Origin of the sequence: Nostoc sp. NOS(2021), from assembly GCF_017115025.1 — a bacterium.
Classification (GTDB): domain Bacteria; phylum Cyanobacteriota; class Cyanobacteriia; order Cyanobacteriales; family Nostocaceae; genus Nostoc.
In genome coordinates this window covers 1-17,074 of record NZ_JABXKM010000134.1, presented here as the reverse complement: position 1 = coordinate 17,074, position 17,074 = coordinate 1, and the positions used below count along the sequence as shown (strand labels likewise).

Genomic DNA, 17,074 nt, shown 5'->3' with positions numbered 1-17,074 from the left:
TTTTCCACATAACGTGAAAAGTCAGTTTAAGAAATCGGGGATTTGTGGCTTTCAATTGCTCAAGTGTTCAGTACAAAGTTTTTTCACCACTGCCAAGCGTTTGAGGTTACATAAGCGTTAGCCTAAGAAGAAGTACGATCTGTGCTAAATAAAAAGTATTTTTTAGGGATTTCTAGGAAACTAGTAAATAACTATATAATGAAAAACTTCAGGAGGAGCGGTAGTGAGCCTAGAAACTCTCGTAGACCAAGCCACCATCCCCCCAGATTCAGGGTCAGCATCCAGTCCCTTTGATGCAGATAGCTTTAATGAAGCTGTCATGTCCACCTACGCGCGGTTTCCCTTAGCCCTAGAACGGGGTGCTGGATGCCGGGTTTGGGATACACAGGGGCGAGAATATCTGGACTTTGTGGCGGGAATTGCCACTTGCACTTTAGGACACGCCCACCCAGCGATGGTTGAAGCGGTGACACGTCAAATCCAGAAGCTGCACCATGTCTCTAATTTGTACTACATTCCTGAGCAAGGTGAATTGGCAAAATGGATCGTTGATCATTCCTGTGCCGATCGCGTATTTTTCTGCAACTCTGGAGCTGAAGCTAACGAAGCCGCAATTAAACTGGCGCGGAAATATGCCCACACAGTATTAGACATTGAACACCCGATTATTTTAACCGCCCATGCCAGTTTCCACGGACGGACTTTAGCAACCGTTACCGCCACTGCACAACCGAAGTATCAAAAGTACTTTGATCCCTTGGTTCCTGGGTTCCACTACGTAAATTACAACGATATTAATGCTGTGGAAGTGGCGATTAGCGAGTTGGATGAAGGTGATTATCGGGTAGCGGCGATTCTGATCGAGCCATTGCAGGGAGAAGGCGGTGTGCGTCCAGGAGATGTTGCCTATTTCAAAAAGCTCCGGCAGATTTGCGATGAAACTGGCGTTTTGTTAATTTTCGACGAAGTGCAAGTTGGCATGGGGCGCAGCGGCAAATTATGGGGTTACGAACATCTCGGCGTTGAACCGGATATTTTCACCAGCGCCAAAGGCTTAGGTGGTGGTATCCCCATCGGTGCAATGATGAGTAAGAAATTCTGCGATGTTTTCCAACCAGGGGAACACGCCAGCACCTTTGGCGGAAATCCTTTTGTGTGTGGTGTAGCACTCAGTGTCTGCCAGACATTAGAGCGGGAAAATATTTTGCAGAATGTGGAAGACAGGGGTGAACAGTTGCGAACTGGATTGAGGGCGATCGCAGCGAAATATCCTCAGCACATTGCCGAAGTTCGCGGTTGGGGTTTAATCAACGGTTTGGAGTTGCGAGCCGATATTGGGCTAACCGCAGCCGATATTGTCAATGCTGCCATCAACCAGGGCGTATTGCTGGTACCCGCCGGGCCAAAAGTAGTCCGATTTGTGCCACCGCTGATTGTCACAGAAGCGGAAGTAAACACTGCCTTGCAAGCTGTGGATCAGGCGATCGCAATTTTCACAAAGTAGGCAATCTGGAAAATATAGTTAAAAGGGCGGTTAGAAACCGCGTCTACACAAGCAAAACCCACCTCCGTGGGTTAACACTCAGTTTTTCCTTAGTCCGCGCAGGCGGACTTTGCCTGTGTAGCCAAGCCACTGCGTTGGGCGGGTTCCCCGACTTGAAGCAAGTGGCGCGCGAATTCTATTCGCCAGGGCTTTTTCATTCTGGGGAAATTTCCCGATAAGCTTGCCGACACTGCTGATAATTATCTGGCAAAATCTCGGCATTCCCAAAACATAATTGTTCGTGAGTGGTAATTAAAGTTTCATAAGGCTGTATGGGAGTCACAGACGATCGCAGCAATTGCAGATATTCTCCATCTGTGCGGCTGAGTTTGTGGGGTGCGATCGCATTTTTATCCAACTGCTGCAACATCGCTAAATAGACACAACGGCAAGCCTCACGGTAGTTACCTTGACGGTAAAATTCTTGCGATCGCTCCAACAAAAGGGCTATGGATGACTCACTAGAGCGATTTTTTAGGCGAAAATCAGTGAGATTGCCAGTTCTATTCAGCCAAGAATATACATAAGGACTGAATTCTCGCCATAATCGCCAACCCATCCAAGCTAAAAATAGTCCTAGTACCAGCCAAAACAGGAATTTCAGCAACTCACCAAGCCAAGGGCTAATCGACCATCCAGTAGGCAATTCGGGCAAAGAATGTTCAAAGCGGTAAAACTGGTATTCCCACCATTCTCCCGCTTGTTGTTGAAATTGAGAAAGCTGCCAACTCCAGCTAGTTTTTTCAAAAGTATCTGTCATAGGGGAGAATGGGGGAGATGAGCGAGCAGGGGAGGCAGGGGGAGCAGAATTAATAACCAATGCTCAATGCCCCATGCCCCATGCCCCATAATTATTGACTATTGACTGTTGACTGTTTTTTGATCATTATCCAGCCGATAAGAACAAGTAGCGCACCCAATGCAAGAAATCCTAGATCCCAAGCTAACTGATTTGGGCCTGGTTTCACATGATGGATACCGAGAATTTGATGGTCAATTAAACCTTCAACGAAGTCAAACAACCCAGTCCCAATCACTATTGACCCAATAAAAGTCTGTGATGACCAAGGAACATCATCACGCCCTCCTGCACGCCATAGCAACACAAGTCCGACTACGGTGAATACCCAATCCAAGGCATGAAATAACCCATCCCATACCATGTTCAAATCTATGTTCGCCGTGTTTGTCAGAGGTCGAATGCTACTGACCATATGATGCCACTGGAGGAGCTGATGCAGTAAAATTCCATCAAGAAATCCTCCAAGACCCACACCTAGAAAAATTCCAGCAGTAATTAGCGGTGCGCGTCGGTTGAGGGTTTCATTTTTCGCCTCCATTGTCAACCTCATAGATACGCTTGTTTACCAAAATACAACTCTTTTAGGAGAAATATCTTCTATCTTGAGGCAAGTAGATCATTTAACTTAAATTAATCAATCTTCAAATTTAATCTGCATACCCGCTTTCACTGGATCGATATCTTGGGGAAAATGGGTGCTGCGATCGTAGTCTGCTTTTTCCAGGTTCGCTCCTTTGAGGTCAGCTTGGCACAGATTCGCTGACATCAATAATGCTCCCCTAAGATCGGTATCTCTCAGATTAGCTTGACTGAGATCGGCAAAGCTCAAATCAGTTCCCCTTAAATTAGCGCCATTCAGGTTAGCTTCACTCAAGTCAGCATAACTGAGGTCAGATCCTTTCAAGTTAATGCCTTGCAAATCAGCATTACCCAGTTCTGCTTTACTAAAGTCCCGTTTTCCTGCTGCATAACTCTCCACAAGAGTAGCGGCACTATTTATGGGCTGTTGAGAATTGACTTCAGGCATATAATAGCGTCACAGCTTATCTCGTTATTACTTTTATATTAAGGATGAAAATACTCTTACTTCATCCTTACCTAAATGTAATACATTAGTTCCTTCTGCTGTCGGATTGCTCTTCGTTCACAAAGGTCTTGGAGTGTATATTTTTCCAATACGGAGTTAGCAGCCTGACGTGCTTCCTGCCAGACTTCCTGAATTAGCTCACCTTCTACCGTGTTGGGAGTCGGCTCACAAGTAGAGACAACAATATCTGACCCTTCCATGCAGCTAAAAGCATCAAACACTGTAATTTTACCAGGGTCTCGTGCCAAAACATAGCCACCTTTGGCTCCGCGTATACTCTTAATTAAACCTCCACGTCTTAATGTTGCCAGGAGTTGTTCCAAATAGCGGTTCGGTATGTCTTGCAATGCCGCTATCTCTCGAATTTGCAGGGCTTCACCGTTAGGGTAGCAGGTTGCCAACTCTAACAGGGCTAGAAGTGCGTATTCTGATTTGTTAGAGATGACCACAGGCGTAATATTTTAAACTCATATTTAAAGATACAAAGTCTTTGAATTCGTTTCCCTAAGCTATCAACTTATTGTTGACCGGCTAACTCTACTTTAAAGACCTTCCAACATAGAAGCAACTACTTTTTTTTTTAAATTCAATAAATAAAAGTGATTGATTAATGTACAGTCTTCCTAAGTTAAAACTGACTTAAAAGCTTAGTCTGTCTCGTTTTAAACCCAATTGTGCTGTGAGACAGGAAGCCCCCCACTGTATGTGTAGCATCAGTGGTGGGTACTTCACTGTTTTTGTCTGGCAATATTGCTTAATTTGGCTTTTAAATCTGCCCATTTGATGCCTTCTAGGCTGGGCAAAACAATATGAGCGGCTCCAACTCGTTCAGCCGGGCCGAGTCCTACTGCCCACATACCAGCAGCTAGAGCCGCGTCAACACCTGCTGCGGCATCTTCTACAACCACAGATTGCCCTGGTTCGATTCCTAGCTGCTTGGCTGCGTACAGAAATAGGTCGGGTGCTGGCTTAGGTTGCTGTACACTATAACCGTCAGCGATCGCATCTACCTTGTCAGCAATGCCCAATCGCTCGATCACTGTCTGGGCATTTTTGCTAGCTGAACCAATACCGATCTTAATCCCAGCTTGCCGCAGTTCATCCAAGAGGGCGATCGCACCTGGTAACAAATCCTTGGCTGTCATGTTTTGGAGCAATTCTACATAATAGCGATTCTTCCGCTCCATCATCTCCTGGATTTGTGCTTCCGAATACGGTCTATCCCCAAGAATCAGCATCAGGGAAGCACGACGGGATACACCCCGCAGCGCGTCGTTAGCCTCCCGATTAAACGGTATACCCTCTTCATCCGCTAGCTTTTTCCAAGCTAAATAGTGAAGTTCTGCTGTATCTGTTAGCACACCATCTAGGTCAAAGATGAATCCTTGGATGTTGGATGTTAGGGCATTGGGGAGTGGGGTGGATGAGGGAGCAGGGTAGGCAGAGGGAGCAGGGAGAGTAGGGGTATTTGGGGCCTCAAGGGAGTGGGGATTTGGGGAGAGGGAAAGTTGGAGAAATTCTAGTTGACGAGTTATATCTTGGGCGACTTGTTCCCGATGCAGATCGAAGTCGTGCCATTTCCCGCGCCAGTGCAGTTTAAACTTCAGGCGTGTCCAGCCCGGTGGGAGGTGGGGGTTGGCTACAGGGCCATTTTCGGTTAGTTGGATGCCGCCGAACCCAAAAATTACAGCTTGCCAAATTCCACCAGCACTAGCACCGTGAATTCCATCACTGGTGTTACCTCGGTTCTCTTCAAGATCCACCATTAACGCCCGCATAAACAGTTCGTAAGCTTCGGTTGATTTCCCCAAATCTGAAGCTAAGATGGCGTGAACTGCTGGGCCAAGGGACGAACCATAGGTAATATCGGTGCGGGGTGCGTAGTAGTCCCAGTTTGTCTGCAATGCTTTTTCGTTGTAGGGAAAATCTGCTGATTCTCGCATTAAATATAAGAGCATTAATACATCTGGCTGCTTGATTACTTGATATTTGTTGATTTGATCAACACCCAAGATCGGTTGCATGGAGCGATCGCGTGGTTCATAGTCTGCTAAGTTAATATCTTCCAATTGGAAAAATCCCTCGATCTGCTCGATTAGTTCTGTTGATGGGTCATAGAGAACCAATATTTTGGCGATAATATCTTGCCAGTGCGATCGCTCCTCTGAGGTGAGTTTTAGTTTCTGTTCTAGTTCGGTCGCTTGTTCAGGGAAATTGTCAGCCAACCAATCATAGACTGCGATCGCTTTCTCTAGATGCCATTGCGCCATGCGGTTTGTAAAGACGTTGTTGTGGACGAATTCATGGTATTCATCCGCTCCGATCACTCCCCGAATTTCATACTGTTGGCGCTCAGGATTGAATTCGACCCGGCTACCCCAAAAGATGGCGGCATCCAAGATCACCTCTGCACCGCGCTTTTGCATCCAGTCATCGTCGCCAGTGGCTTGCCAGTAGTTCCAAATGGCGTAGGGGATATCTGCATTAATATGAATTTCGCGATCACGGCACCAAATCCGCACGTCTTCACCATAAAAATCACTGCCGATAGCCCAACGTGGTGTCACTTCATCTCCGGTATCAGCACTTTCCCAGGCAAACATTGCCCCTCTATACCCGTAATGGGCTGCTTTGCGTCTTGCTCCATTCAAAGTGTGCCAACGGTAACTGAGTAAGTTGCGGGCGATCGCTGGTTGGGTAAACAGAAACAGGGGCTGCATAAAAATTTCTGTATCCCAAAAGATATGACCGCGATAGCCAAACCCGGAAAGGGTTTTAGCAGGAATGCTCACCCTGTCATCATGCCGTGGAGCAGCAATCAGCAGCTGAAACAGATTGTAGCGAACAGCAAAAGTAGCTGTGCTATCCCCCTCAATGAGGATGTCACTTTGCTGCCAAACCTCATGCCATGCCTGCTCATTGGCTTTTAGTAATGTTGCGTAGTCTGGCAGGTGCGCGAGTTTTTCTTGAGCTGCTGGTACTGGTGTTTCAATCTCCCGCGAGGTAAAAACCGTCACGAGTTTTTCTACTGTTACAGTCTGTTGCGCTTTAGCCAAGAAGGTCGTACTCAAGGTAGGATAACCAGGTGCGGTACTTACTTGCAAAGATGCTTCAGTGCCTAATATTCTCACCTTAGCTGCCATACCGAGTTCAATGCGGGAGTTGCGGGTGCGGCGTTGCAACCAGATTCCTTGGTCAGTCTTGCCCTGATCTAGTCCTTCCCAGTGATTGAAACCCTGATTTTCTGGATAGCCGTTGATACTAGCTTGAACTTCGATTAACCCATCAAAATCTACTGGCGTTAAATGGCAGCGTAGCGCCAACACGTGCGGATCTGCAAGACTAGCAAAGCGTTCAAAGCTGATGTCTATAGTGTTTCCACTGGGAGAGCGCCAACGCAAGGAACGGCTGATAAGTCCGTAGCGTAAATCAAGCTGGCGATCGTAGCGCAATATCTCACCTTGATCGAGACGGAACCGATCGCCATTCACAATCACTACCAAGGTTAGCCAGTCAGGGCAATTTACCAGTTCCGTGTACACCACCGGCACATCATCGTAGACACCGTGGATAAAAGTAGCTGGCGATCCATGAGGATAACCTTCCTCAAAACTGCCCCTTGTTCCCAGGTATCCATTGCCGATTGTAAAAACGGTTTCTTTCGATTGCAATTGCTCAGGGTCAAACTGGTTTTCAATTAATATCCAGTCTGTGTAGATAAAATGGCGAGAACGACCTTTTGTGTGCATAAAGTAGGATTGGGGAATGGGCATTGGGGAATGGGCATTGGGGAATGGGCATTGGGCATTGGGCATTGGGCATTGGGAATTTTGAGCTAGATAAACGAGTCTTTGAGGTGGATGAACGAGTATCTAATTCTCCTTGTCTCCTTGTCGCCTTGTCCCTCACCCCCCCATATGCTTTTCCAAAATCTTTTCGGCTCTGGGTTTATAAATGAGATGAAATAAGGCTTCCATATACCGATCTCTGGCTTCGTTATTTTCGGGAGCAACAAAGTTCCAAAAACTAAACATTTTAGCAAGCAGTAGTAATCGATTGCTATGTAAATGCCAATTATATTTGTGATGAATTCGCTGACTCATCCATTCTGATACATCGTACCAGTATTCAGCATGAGTATCGCATTGGTCAAAGAAGTCTAAAATTTTCTTTGCTGTTCCTTCTAAGTCTGTAGGATTAACATTAAACTCGTTTTCTTTGTTCTCGATAATTTCTAAAGAACCGCCAAATTGAGTAGCGAAAGTAGGCAAGCCGGAAATCATGGCTTCCAAAATACTCCGTGCGAAGGATTCAAAGCGGGCAAAATGGACATAAATTCCCTGAGAATCTGCAACTACTCGGTAGGCTTCGCCGAGTTCATTGCTAGGGATACGCATCCCCACCCAGCGAATCTTGCCATTGAGATGATATTGATCAATAATGTCGTAGAGTTTTTGAATTTCTTCTGCTTCTTCTCGGTTTATCGCTTCATCTGGATGCCGTTTACTACTTAAAAGGATTAGGTTACAACGCTCTTGCAACGCCTGACTTTTACCAAAGCATTCAGCTAAACCAGTGAGATTGTTGATTGAAGTGATGGTATCAACAACAAAGATTGGCCGCTTATTAGGGTGATCTAAGTGACCAAAGATTTGGGGGTCTTTGCGGCTAAAGAGTAGGTCGTGGACTTGTGTGCGAAGGTTAGAATCTCGGTCTTCTTTTTGGTTATAGGGAAAGAAAATATTCTCATTTACTCCCGGCGGCACTAAGTTAAATTTAGGACTAAACAAATCAATGCCATCAACCACATGATACAACTGCGGCATCGTAAAGCACTTATACGACTCGTATTGACCTATGGTGTCGGGTGTGCCGACAATTTCTTGATAGGACGATGTGATGATGAAGTCGGCTGCATTCATGCTAATCAAATCGGCGGTGAATTGTACCGAGAAATGATATTGATCTTCTAAATCTTGCCAATATAAATTGCTAAATAGATATTTAGGTTTTTCCAAAGAATGGGCAATGTTGCACTGGGTAACTTTCAACCGGCGAGATAGGATAAAGGCTACTAAATTCCCGTCGCTATAGTTGCCGACGATCAGATTAGGTTTGCCTTGGAATTGAACTAGTAATTCTTTTTCTGCATCGAGAGCAAATTGTTCTAAATAAGGCCAAATCTCAAATTTAGAAATCCAATTGTTAGTAACTTCGGAATTAAATTCACCAAAAGGAACCCGCAATATCCAAGCATTTTCAGTATCTTGAACTTTTTCTAAGGGCAGGTTGGAAAATGTCCCTTCATTGTTAGGGATTAGTCGGGTGAGAATAATTACATGGGGTTTAATGCCCAGCAGGTCGAGGCCAGCGAGTTTGATATGTTCACGCAGTTCGTTTTCTAAACTGCGAGCTTGTTCGAGGACGTAGATAACTTGACCGAGTGTTTCATTTCTTCCCAAAACATCTTCCTGTCCCACCCAGCCGTGGATGGAAATGAGGACGACGCGAAAGACAGCAGGAACGCGGTCTACAAATGTTTCTAAGATGCCAGGTTCTGGGGAGTAAATGAGTCGGTCGAGGAGTTCTAGGGTTTCGGAGACTCGCGCCGCAGTGTTACCCCAACCCGGCTCAAAGCCTAGTTCTTGGAAGTCAAAGCTAAATTTTTCATATGGTTCATCAGGCTCAAGCTCACTCAGGAATTTGAGCGCTGACTTAATTTGTTTAGCTAACTGAATACCGGAGTCAATGCGATCGCTAAACAACAGGCGAATACCATCGTGTTGCAACCCATGTAATGCTTGAAATAACTTTTCTAACCAATATTCGGGGTCAGTCAACAATTGACTGCACAGGTAACGGTTGAGGAAGGCTAAACCTTGACCGATATTTCTGGGGTCGTCGATTCTTAGGGAACTCTCATAAAAGGGGTGGAGGTCGATTTCGAGGATGTGGTTTTGGTAGCGGTTGACTAGGCGATCTCTCACATCTAGCAGCGCTTGGGGCGTCATCTGCTCGAACTTGCTAAAGTCGGCTGTCAGTTGCCAAGCTTCTTGATTAGCAATCTTCGGTCGAACCACGAACCAAGTACTTTCCTCTTCAAGAATTATTTCGTGGGTATACTGAATCAGTTTGCCAACAGAAGAAGAGTAGTAAAAATAGGCTGGCTTTTGGGATTGATGACAGTAGTCGCCAAAAGCTTGCAAAATCTCATTTCTTAAGAAGTAACGCTTACCTGAAGCACTCAACGCATAAATCAACTGACGCAGATCAGTTTTTTCATCACCGTTGAAGACAGCTTGAACTAGTTCATACATGATGAGCAATTCCAGAACTTTAGCTAGGTCACGACCTCATTTTTCTTTCCGGTCTCCAGTTCTGTGAGGTACATTTCCCCCGCAATGGTAAATTACTATAAAAACCTTTGCGTCTAGCTCTGGGATGAAACGCTGCAAGTCTATGGGATGAGGGAGTGGGGAGTGGGAGAGCAGGGGAGCAAAGAATAACATATGAATTATTTTAATTCCGCCTTGCGGTACTAGAGCATCGATTCAGTAATCAAAAACCTAACCCCCCAGCCCCCTTCCCTTGTTGGGAAGGGGGAGTCAAACTCCCCTCTCCGTTTCGGAGAGGGGTTGGGGGAGAGGTTCTTCCTTTCCTTACTGAATTGGTGTTCTAGCCTCTGAATAATTGGTGTAAACTTTTCAATAATTCTCTGGCCGTGTAGGGTTTTGATAAAACTGCTTGCACATTAGCATGAGCAGCTTGAGCAAAGACTTCCATTGAGTTCAGTCCGCTACAGGCAATAATTTGAACCTGCGTGTTCATTTTTTGCAAGGTGCGAATAGCAGTGATTCCATCCATCTCCGGCATCATTATATCCATCAATACGGCATTGATTTGATGCTTGTATTGGGCATAGAGTGCGATCGCCTCTATACCATTACTGGCAGCGAGTATCTTATAGTTATGGTTTTCTAGGATGATTGTGGCAATTTCCCGAATTTGGGCTTCATCATCTACAACTAAAATCAATTCTCCCTGTCCTGGGAGCATATCCAGGTCTTCTATCCTAAACAGTTGGGTTGCTTCCACAGCTGGTAAGAATAGGTCAAATTTGCTGCCTTTACCAACATTGCTAGACACTTTGATAAAACCGTCGTGGCTTCTAATGATGCCCAGCACTGTTGAAAGTCCGAGTCCCGTACCTTTGTTGACTGCTTTTGTAGTGAAAAATGGCTCAAAAATTCTATCTAATATTTCTGGCGGTATGCCAATTCCGTTATCCGCAACGGTAATCACAATAGAATGCCCAACTTTGGCATCAATATTCATTCTGGTATAAGTTTCATCAATCAACTTATTTTCCGCAGAAATTTTGATATTGCCGCCATCTGGTAAAGCATCGCGGGCATTTACTACTAGATTCATCAGCACTTGATGCAGTTGTGTGGTGTCCCCAGTGATCGCCCAAATGTCTTCTGGGACAACCGTGTAAAATTCAATAGATTTGGGAAATGTCTGTTTAGCAATTTGGATAATTTCTGAAATCAGGTACTTGATTTGGATAATTGTCCGCTCTCCTTTAAATCCTCGCGCAAAGGACAAGACTTGCTTCACTAAAGCTGCTCCGCGTTTGGCGTTGGTTTCTACAAGTGCCAGTAGTTGCCCAGAACGCTCCTCGTCTTGTAAAAATTCTCCCTGTACCAATTGAGCCGCGGCCAAAATTGGTGTCAATATATTATTTAAATCGTGGGCAATACCACCTGCAAGGGTACCAAGACTTTCTAATCGCTGGGTGCGGTAAAACTGCTCTTGTAGTTGTTTCTTTTCGGTGATGTCAGTGTCAACAGTAAGGATAGATTTGGGTTCTCCTGCAGGATCACGCATCAATGTCCAGCGGCTTTCCACAACAATTTTCTGACCGGATTTCGTAACTTTACATAACTCACCTTGCCACGAGCCACTCTCAATTACGCTTTTTAGCGCTACTTCTAGTTGCTGCTGAGTTCCTGCTAGGTACAAAATCTCCTGGAGGTATTTTCCTATAACCTCTGTAGAAAGCCAACCGTACATCCGCTCTGCACCTTTATTCCAGAATAAGATTTGAGACTGGAAATCTCGAACTAATATGGCATCGGTGGCGATATCAAGTAGAGCAGCTTGTTCGGAGATTTTTTGTTCCGCTAGCTTGCGCTCAGTGACATCTCTATTTGTGCCGATCATCCTGATCATCTGACCGATTTCGTTATAGTAGACCTGAGCTTTGCAGTTTAACCAGTGTAGGCTGCCGTCGGGCCAGACAACTCGATAATCTGTAGTTGCCCTTCCTTCCTCAATCATGCGAGGTATACTCGCAGCCACAGATTCGCGGTCTTCTGGATGGACTAAATTGAGATAGTCTTCAACGGTAGGACACAAGGTGTTGCTCGGCAGACCATAAAGTGGCCCCATATTGGGAGACCAAATACTAGTATTAGCAATCAGGTTCCGATCCCATATACCCATTTGGCCAGCTTCCAGAGCTAAACTCAATCGCGCTTCACTTTCTTTGAGTGACTCTTCGGACAGTTTGCGCTCGGTGATATCTTCGGCAATGCCACCATAGTAGTTAACTTTTCCTTGGTGATCATAGACAGCAAAGCCCCGATTCCAAATCCAGCGCACCGATCCATCAGGTCGCAAAATCCGATATTCTGCTGAAATAGATTGACTACCACTAAGCAGTTGCTCGATTGATTGGGTGGCGCGATCGCGATCATCTGGATGAACCGTGTCTACCCAAGATTTTGGCTGCTCAAACAGACCCTGAGAAGATCGACCCCAAATCTTCTCATAAGAAGGACTAATGTACAAGGGTTCAAATGAATCTGCGCTACCAATCCAGATCATTGCGTGGGTGTTTTCCGCAAAATTGCGAAATTTCTCCTCGCTTTGGCGCAGTGACTCTTCTGCCAGTTTGCGCTCGGTGATATCTTCGGCAATGCAACCATAGTAGTCAACTTTTCCTTGCTCATCATAGACAGCAAAGCCCCGATTCCAAATCCAGTGCATCGATCCATCAGGTCGCAAAATCCGATATTCTACTGAACTAGATTTAGTATTAAGTAGTTGCTCGATTGATTGGGTGGCGCGATCGCGATCGTCTGGATGAATTGCGTCTAGCCAAGAGTCTGGCTGGTCGTAAAGACTTTGGCAAGAGCGGCCCCAAATAGTCTCATAAGCAGGACTAATGTACAAGGGATGGAATGAATCTGGGCTAGCAATAGTGATGATGGCGTGGGTGTTTTCCGCAAAATTGCGAAATTTCTCCTCGCTTTGGCGCAGTGCAACTTCTGCAAGTTGGCGTTCGTGTAGCGCGGCTTGCTGTTCGGTAATATCTCTGCCTACCCCTTGTATTTCAATAACCTCTCCTTTGTAATCACGAATTGCGATCGCACTCCATTGAAACCAGCGGATACCATTGACGGTGAATGCACGTCGCTCACGATTAGTCAAGGCATCAAATGAAGATCCTAAAGTTGTCATATCTTCCATCACTTCAGGCAAATCATCTGGATGAAGAAACTGGAAAAATGACTGACTACGAAACTCATCTTGTTTCCAGCCGAAAGTTTGACAAGCAGCCATATTGGCAAAGGTAATCTGAAACTGCAAATCAATGCGGATAATTATGTCAGTTTGACTTTCCACGAGTTGGCGATAGAGGTTTTCGCTCTGCCGTAATGCAACTTCTGCGCGTTGGCGTTCGGTAATTTCTTGTTGCAACAGGACGTTAGACATAACAAGTTCTGCTGTCCGTTCCGCCACTCGTTTTTCTAACTCATCGTAAGCTTGGTGCAGTGATTCCTTTGCCTGTTGGCGTTCGCTAATATTGCAGAGTAACCAGCGCCAGCCAACTTCCTTCCCCTCTGAATCGTACATGGCAGCGGCTCTGATGCTAACCGGAAAAGCTGTACCTCCCCGTGGTTTTAGGTAAATTTCCCACTCCTGTACCTGCTGCGAATTATTCCGTCGGGTGGTAAAAGTCTGGCGGTCTTCCTGAGCAATAAATAAATTTAATGGTTTGTTTACCAAATATTTTTGCTCTACAGCCAGCAAGGTTGCTGCTGCTTTGTTAGCCTCTTGGATAATACCTGCTACATCAGTTACCAAGTAAGCATCTGGAGCGAACTCAAACAAATCCTGGTAACGCTGGCGCTCCAATTCTACTAGCTCACGGGCAACGGCCAACTCTTCGTTTTGTTGACGCAGTTCTTCTTCCACTACCTGGAGTTCTTCGAGGGCTTGCTGAAGTTCCTGATTAACTTGCATGATTTCAGCCGATTGTGCCTCAACCCATAGTTTTAAGTTATTTTGAGTTTGGCAGCGGACTTGATCTATCTCAATTGGCTGATTAACCCGCTTGAATTCATCGGTGGGTTTTTGTAAATATTGCTGTAAGCCTTCAACGACCCCAACCATTTTGATCAAGTCAAAGGCTTGTAGCAAGCTAGTCTCAGTGATGATTCCTAGCAATTGCCCGCGGTCGTCCAAAACGGGCAGATAGTGAGTCTGATGCTGACGCAATAACGATAAGGCGATGAAAATATCCTGAGAATCTGATTGTCTAAGGGTAACGACTGGCTGCGTCATCACTTCAGCCATTGTCACCGTGGATAAGTCCATTCCAGAAGCTATAAGCCTAAGTACATCTTCATCAGTAAAAATACCTAATAAATATGCTGCCTCCAGAACTAAGACACAACCAGTTGATGGTTGACTTCTGGAGCTTAAATCTAATGACGGATTTAAACTAGTAAGTGCATAATTACTACATCTTTCCTGACTCATCAAGACAATAGCTTCGACTACAAAACTATCAGGGCTAATCGTTAATGGAGAACGATTAATAACATTATTTAAGCTAGGTAAGTTAATCCGTTGATCGTTGAATCGCATGGTTAATTTGTCAATTCTAATGATCTTTTTGATATCAGAATGAACTAGCAGAAGCTAGCGAAAGCTAAAGGGAGTAAACTGTTGAAAATCAGGAATTATTCTGCTGCAATCGAGAATAAATCAACGATATTTATAAATCCGCCCTGTAAATATTACAACACCTAATATAGGGGACACAATGCAAGTTAGTAACTAAATCAGGAAGTAGATAGAATTTTAGAGTCGCCAAACTCATTCTATTGTCAAATTAGAGATAGATGATCTGTTATCTCAAGAGATTACCTTAATTGGCAACCTATCACTGAATGGATAGGGCTACAAGAGTTGTCTGCCTAATACCAAGTCACTGAAAGTAGTTTAGTATAATTTACTTTTTCTTTCTTCCAGTAATCAATTCTCATAAAATGCGAGGCTGTAGCCCGCCCATAAGGTATTACCTGACACAGCTAGAAAGATAAAACAGGGAATTTCCTAAAAGCCACAGCAAAGAAGCAAGGTTCTCTCTGAGGTTAGGCTACCGTGTACACATAAGTCGGAAAACCTCATCCACATTGGCTTGAATCTGGTAGGGTGCGTTATGGACATTAGTCCGAACGCACCGAAAATCTGGGATGGTGCGTTAGCCGACGGCATAACACTAGGTTTTTAGGACTTGTGTGTACACCGTAGCTTATCTCCAGAGGGGGCCCCACCTTCCCCTCTCCCCTTTAACTGAGAAATATTGCTACGCTAGCGGTGGTTCTCTCCTCTTCTCAACCACCTAACCCATTCATGAAGATTTATTGCTTACTTTAATAATCTCTTGTTTATAACCCCCGACTTAATTCGAGGGTTTTTAGTCCTAAAAAATTAATTTTTAATTTTGATTTTATTGGGATGCTGCTAATGGGGTTCAGCTTCTAGATGCAGCCTGAATCGTCTTCCCAAGATTCGTGATTCAGTAGGTCGATAATTCTATCTCTGAGTAGAAATTCGTTTTTTTCTAACTCCAGTTCAAAATTAACCCAGTCACGATGAGGAATATATTTACAGAGGGTATAAATTGGCTGCTGACGGTTAACAAGTCTCTTTTTAACAAGTTGAAGTGCTTCTTCCTTGATAACCTCAATGTCGTATTTAACCGTAGTGTTCATAGGTCGTTCCTTTGTTTTCAATCAAGGAATTAAGAATCAAAACAATAGTTGCTTTGACTCTCCCTTAAACTTATCAAATAAAATTGGCGAGAATTGTGAAGAATCAAGACATTAACCCTGGCTGGAAGTTAGATATGTCAGTAAGATACTCTTTGGGTCGCCACGTATACCGCCTTTAGAGGGATTCTTGCAAAGTAAGAAGGCTGGCACAACAAGCTGTAAACACTAAAAGAGGATGTAGATGCTCTCTGGGCGACTTGCTAAAAGGTAGGCTAGGGTAAAGAACATTCTCTAGAAAACTTATACTATGCTCCTAAATCTTAATAAAGTTCGCGAATATTTTCCCACTCTAGCTGGTGAATGGACTTTTTTTGATAATGCCGGCGGTTCACAAACCCTGAAAAAAGTAGTAGATAGAATTAGCGAATTTCTCCTGAGTTCTGATGTCCAGTTGGGAGCTTCTTATGCGGTTTCTCAGCTTGCAGGAGAACGATTGGCTCTAGCAACTAGGGGAATGGCTACTTTCATTAACGCCAATTCTTCTAAAGAAGTGGTCATGGGCCCATCTACTACAATGATGTTGAAAGTTCTCTCAATTTGTCTGGGTCAAACCTTCGTACCTGGTGATGAGGTTATTGTTACTAATTGTGACCATGAGGCCAATATTGGTGCTTGGGTGGCTCTTGAAAAACAAGGAATGATGGTTAAAGTGTGGCAAATTCGCCCAGATACCTTGGAACTTCATTTAGCAGATTTAGAACTATTGATGAGTCAACGTACAAAACTGGTAGCTTTGACTCATGCTTCTAATGTTCTGGGAACCATCAACCCGATCAAAGAAATTGCTGCATTTGTACACGATCGCGGCGCTATGATTTGTGTAGATGGTGTAGCTTATGCACCTCATAGATTAGTTGATGTGCAAGATTTGGATGTTGATTTCTATACTTTGAGTTGTTATAAAGTCTATGGCACGCATCATGCCTTACTTTATGGCAAAGAAGAACATTTATTAAGATTGCCTGGTCTGAACCATTATTTTATTGATCAGACAGATATACCTTATAAATTTCAGTTAGGTAATGTCAATTTTGAATTAAGTTATGGAATGTTAGGTTTATGTGATTATCTAAGTGAATTAGCACAACTGCACTACGGCAATCAAACTGCACCTGACTTGAGAAATCAAATGGCGCAGGCGTTTGATTTAATTAGCATACATGAAGAAAACATTAGCGATCGCCTCCTAAATTACCTCAACAGCAAGTCTAATGTGCGAGTGATTGGTCAATCAAAGGCTGACCGTCAATCCCGTGTGCCAACTATATCTTTTGTGGTAGATGGAATGAATAGCTCGACCATTCCGGCAAAAATTGACCAATATTATATTGGGATTCGCTACGGAGACTTTTATGCTAAACGGCTGATTGAATACCTGGGGTTAGCGTCGCAAGGTGGAATAGTGCGGGTGAGTATGGTGCATTACAACACCCTTGAGGAAGTTAACAGCTTGATTGAGGCTTTTGAGCAGGTATTTTAAGATTGGGCATTGGGCATTGGGCATTGGG

10 protein-coding genes are annotated in these 17,074 nt (G+C 44.4%); 2 read left to right on the top strand and 8 right to left on the bottom strand.

The window, feature by feature from the left end; all coding sequences use genetic code 11:
• The first annotated feature begins 223 nt into the window (after nt 1-223).
• Entirely contained in the window at nt 224-1,504 is a 1,281-nt protein-coding gene (locus tag HWQ41_RS17670) for an aspartate aminotransferase family protein (protein WP_292765386.1), read from the top strand.
• A 193-nt stretch (nt 1,505-1,697) separates the two neighbouring features.
• On the opposite strand, the gene HWQ41_RS17665 is transcribed toward HWQ41_RS17670, so the two are convergent.
• The 8 genes from HWQ41_RS17665 to HWQ41_RS17630 all read right to left on the bottom strand — a co-directional run bounded on the left by HWQ41_RS17665 (nt 1,698) and on the right by HWQ41_RS17630 (nt 15,506).
• A complete protein-coding gene (locus HWQ41_RS17665) occupies nt 1,698-2,303 on the bottom strand; it encodes a DUF4129 domain-containing protein (protein ID WP_292765383.1) in 606 nt (201 codons plus the stop codon).
• A 91-nt stretch (nt 2,304-2,394) separates the two neighbouring features.
• Complete coding sequence (locus HWQ41_RS17660) at nt 2,395-2,883, bottom strand: DUF2243 domain-containing protein (protein WP_292765482.1); 489 nt, start codon at nt 2,881-2,883, stop codon at nt 2,395-2,397.
• A 96-nt stretch (nt 2,884-2,979) separates the two neighbouring features.
• Nucleotides 2,980-3,372 carry a pentapeptide repeat-containing protein gene (locus HWQ41_RS17655; protein WP_292765381.1) on the bottom strand — a complete coding sequence of 131 codons (393 nt, stop codon included), beginning with the start codon at nt 3,370-3,372 and terminating at the stop codon, nt 2,980-2,982.
• Nucleotides 3,373-3,443: 71 nt separating this feature from the next.
• Nucleotides 3,444-3,881 (bottom strand): Rrf2 family transcriptional regulator, encoded by a 438-nt coding sequence (locus tag HWQ41_RS17650; protein WP_292765378.1) that lies wholly within the window; start codon nt 3,879-3,881, stop codon nt 3,444-3,446.
• A 279-nt stretch (nt 3,882-4,160) separates the two neighbouring features.
• Nucleotides 4,161-7,181, bottom strand: a complete 3,021-nt coding sequence (gene pgmB / locus HWQ41_RS17645; RefSeq protein ID WP_292765480.1) for a beta-phosphoglucomutase — start codon at nt 7,179-7,181, stop codon at nt 4,161-4,163.
• Nucleotides 7,182-7,337: 156 nt separating this feature from the next.
• Nucleotides 7,338-9,749, bottom strand: coding sequence for a sucrose synthase (locus tag HWQ41_RS17640; RefSeq protein WP_292765375.1), 2,412 nt, complete (start codon nt 9,747-9,749; stop codon nt 7,338-7,340).
• Between the two features lie 358 nt (nt 9,750-10,107).
• Entirely contained in the window at nt 10,108-14,373 is a 4,266-nt protein-coding gene (locus tag HWQ41_RS17635) for a PAS domain S-box protein (protein WP_292765372.1), read from the bottom strand.
• An 899-nt stretch (nt 14,374-15,272) separates the two neighbouring features.
• Nucleotides 15,273-15,506: a DUF4327 family protein gene (locus HWQ41_RS17630; protein ID WP_292765369.1), complete on the bottom strand. Its 234-nt coding sequence runs from the start codon at nt 15,504-15,506 to the stop codon at nt 15,273-15,275.
• Nucleotides 15,507-15,813: 307 nt separating this feature from the next.
• Between HWQ41_RS17630 and HWQ41_RS17625 the strand changes: the two genes are divergently transcribed.
• Nucleotides 15,814-17,046 carry a cysteine desulfurase-like protein gene (locus tag HWQ41_RS17625; RefSeq protein ID WP_292765366.1) on the top strand — a complete coding sequence of 411 codons (1,233 nt, stop codon included), beginning with the start codon at nt 15,814-15,816 and terminating at the stop codon, nt 17,044-17,046.
• Nucleotides 17,047-17,074 lie beyond the last annotated feature (28 nt).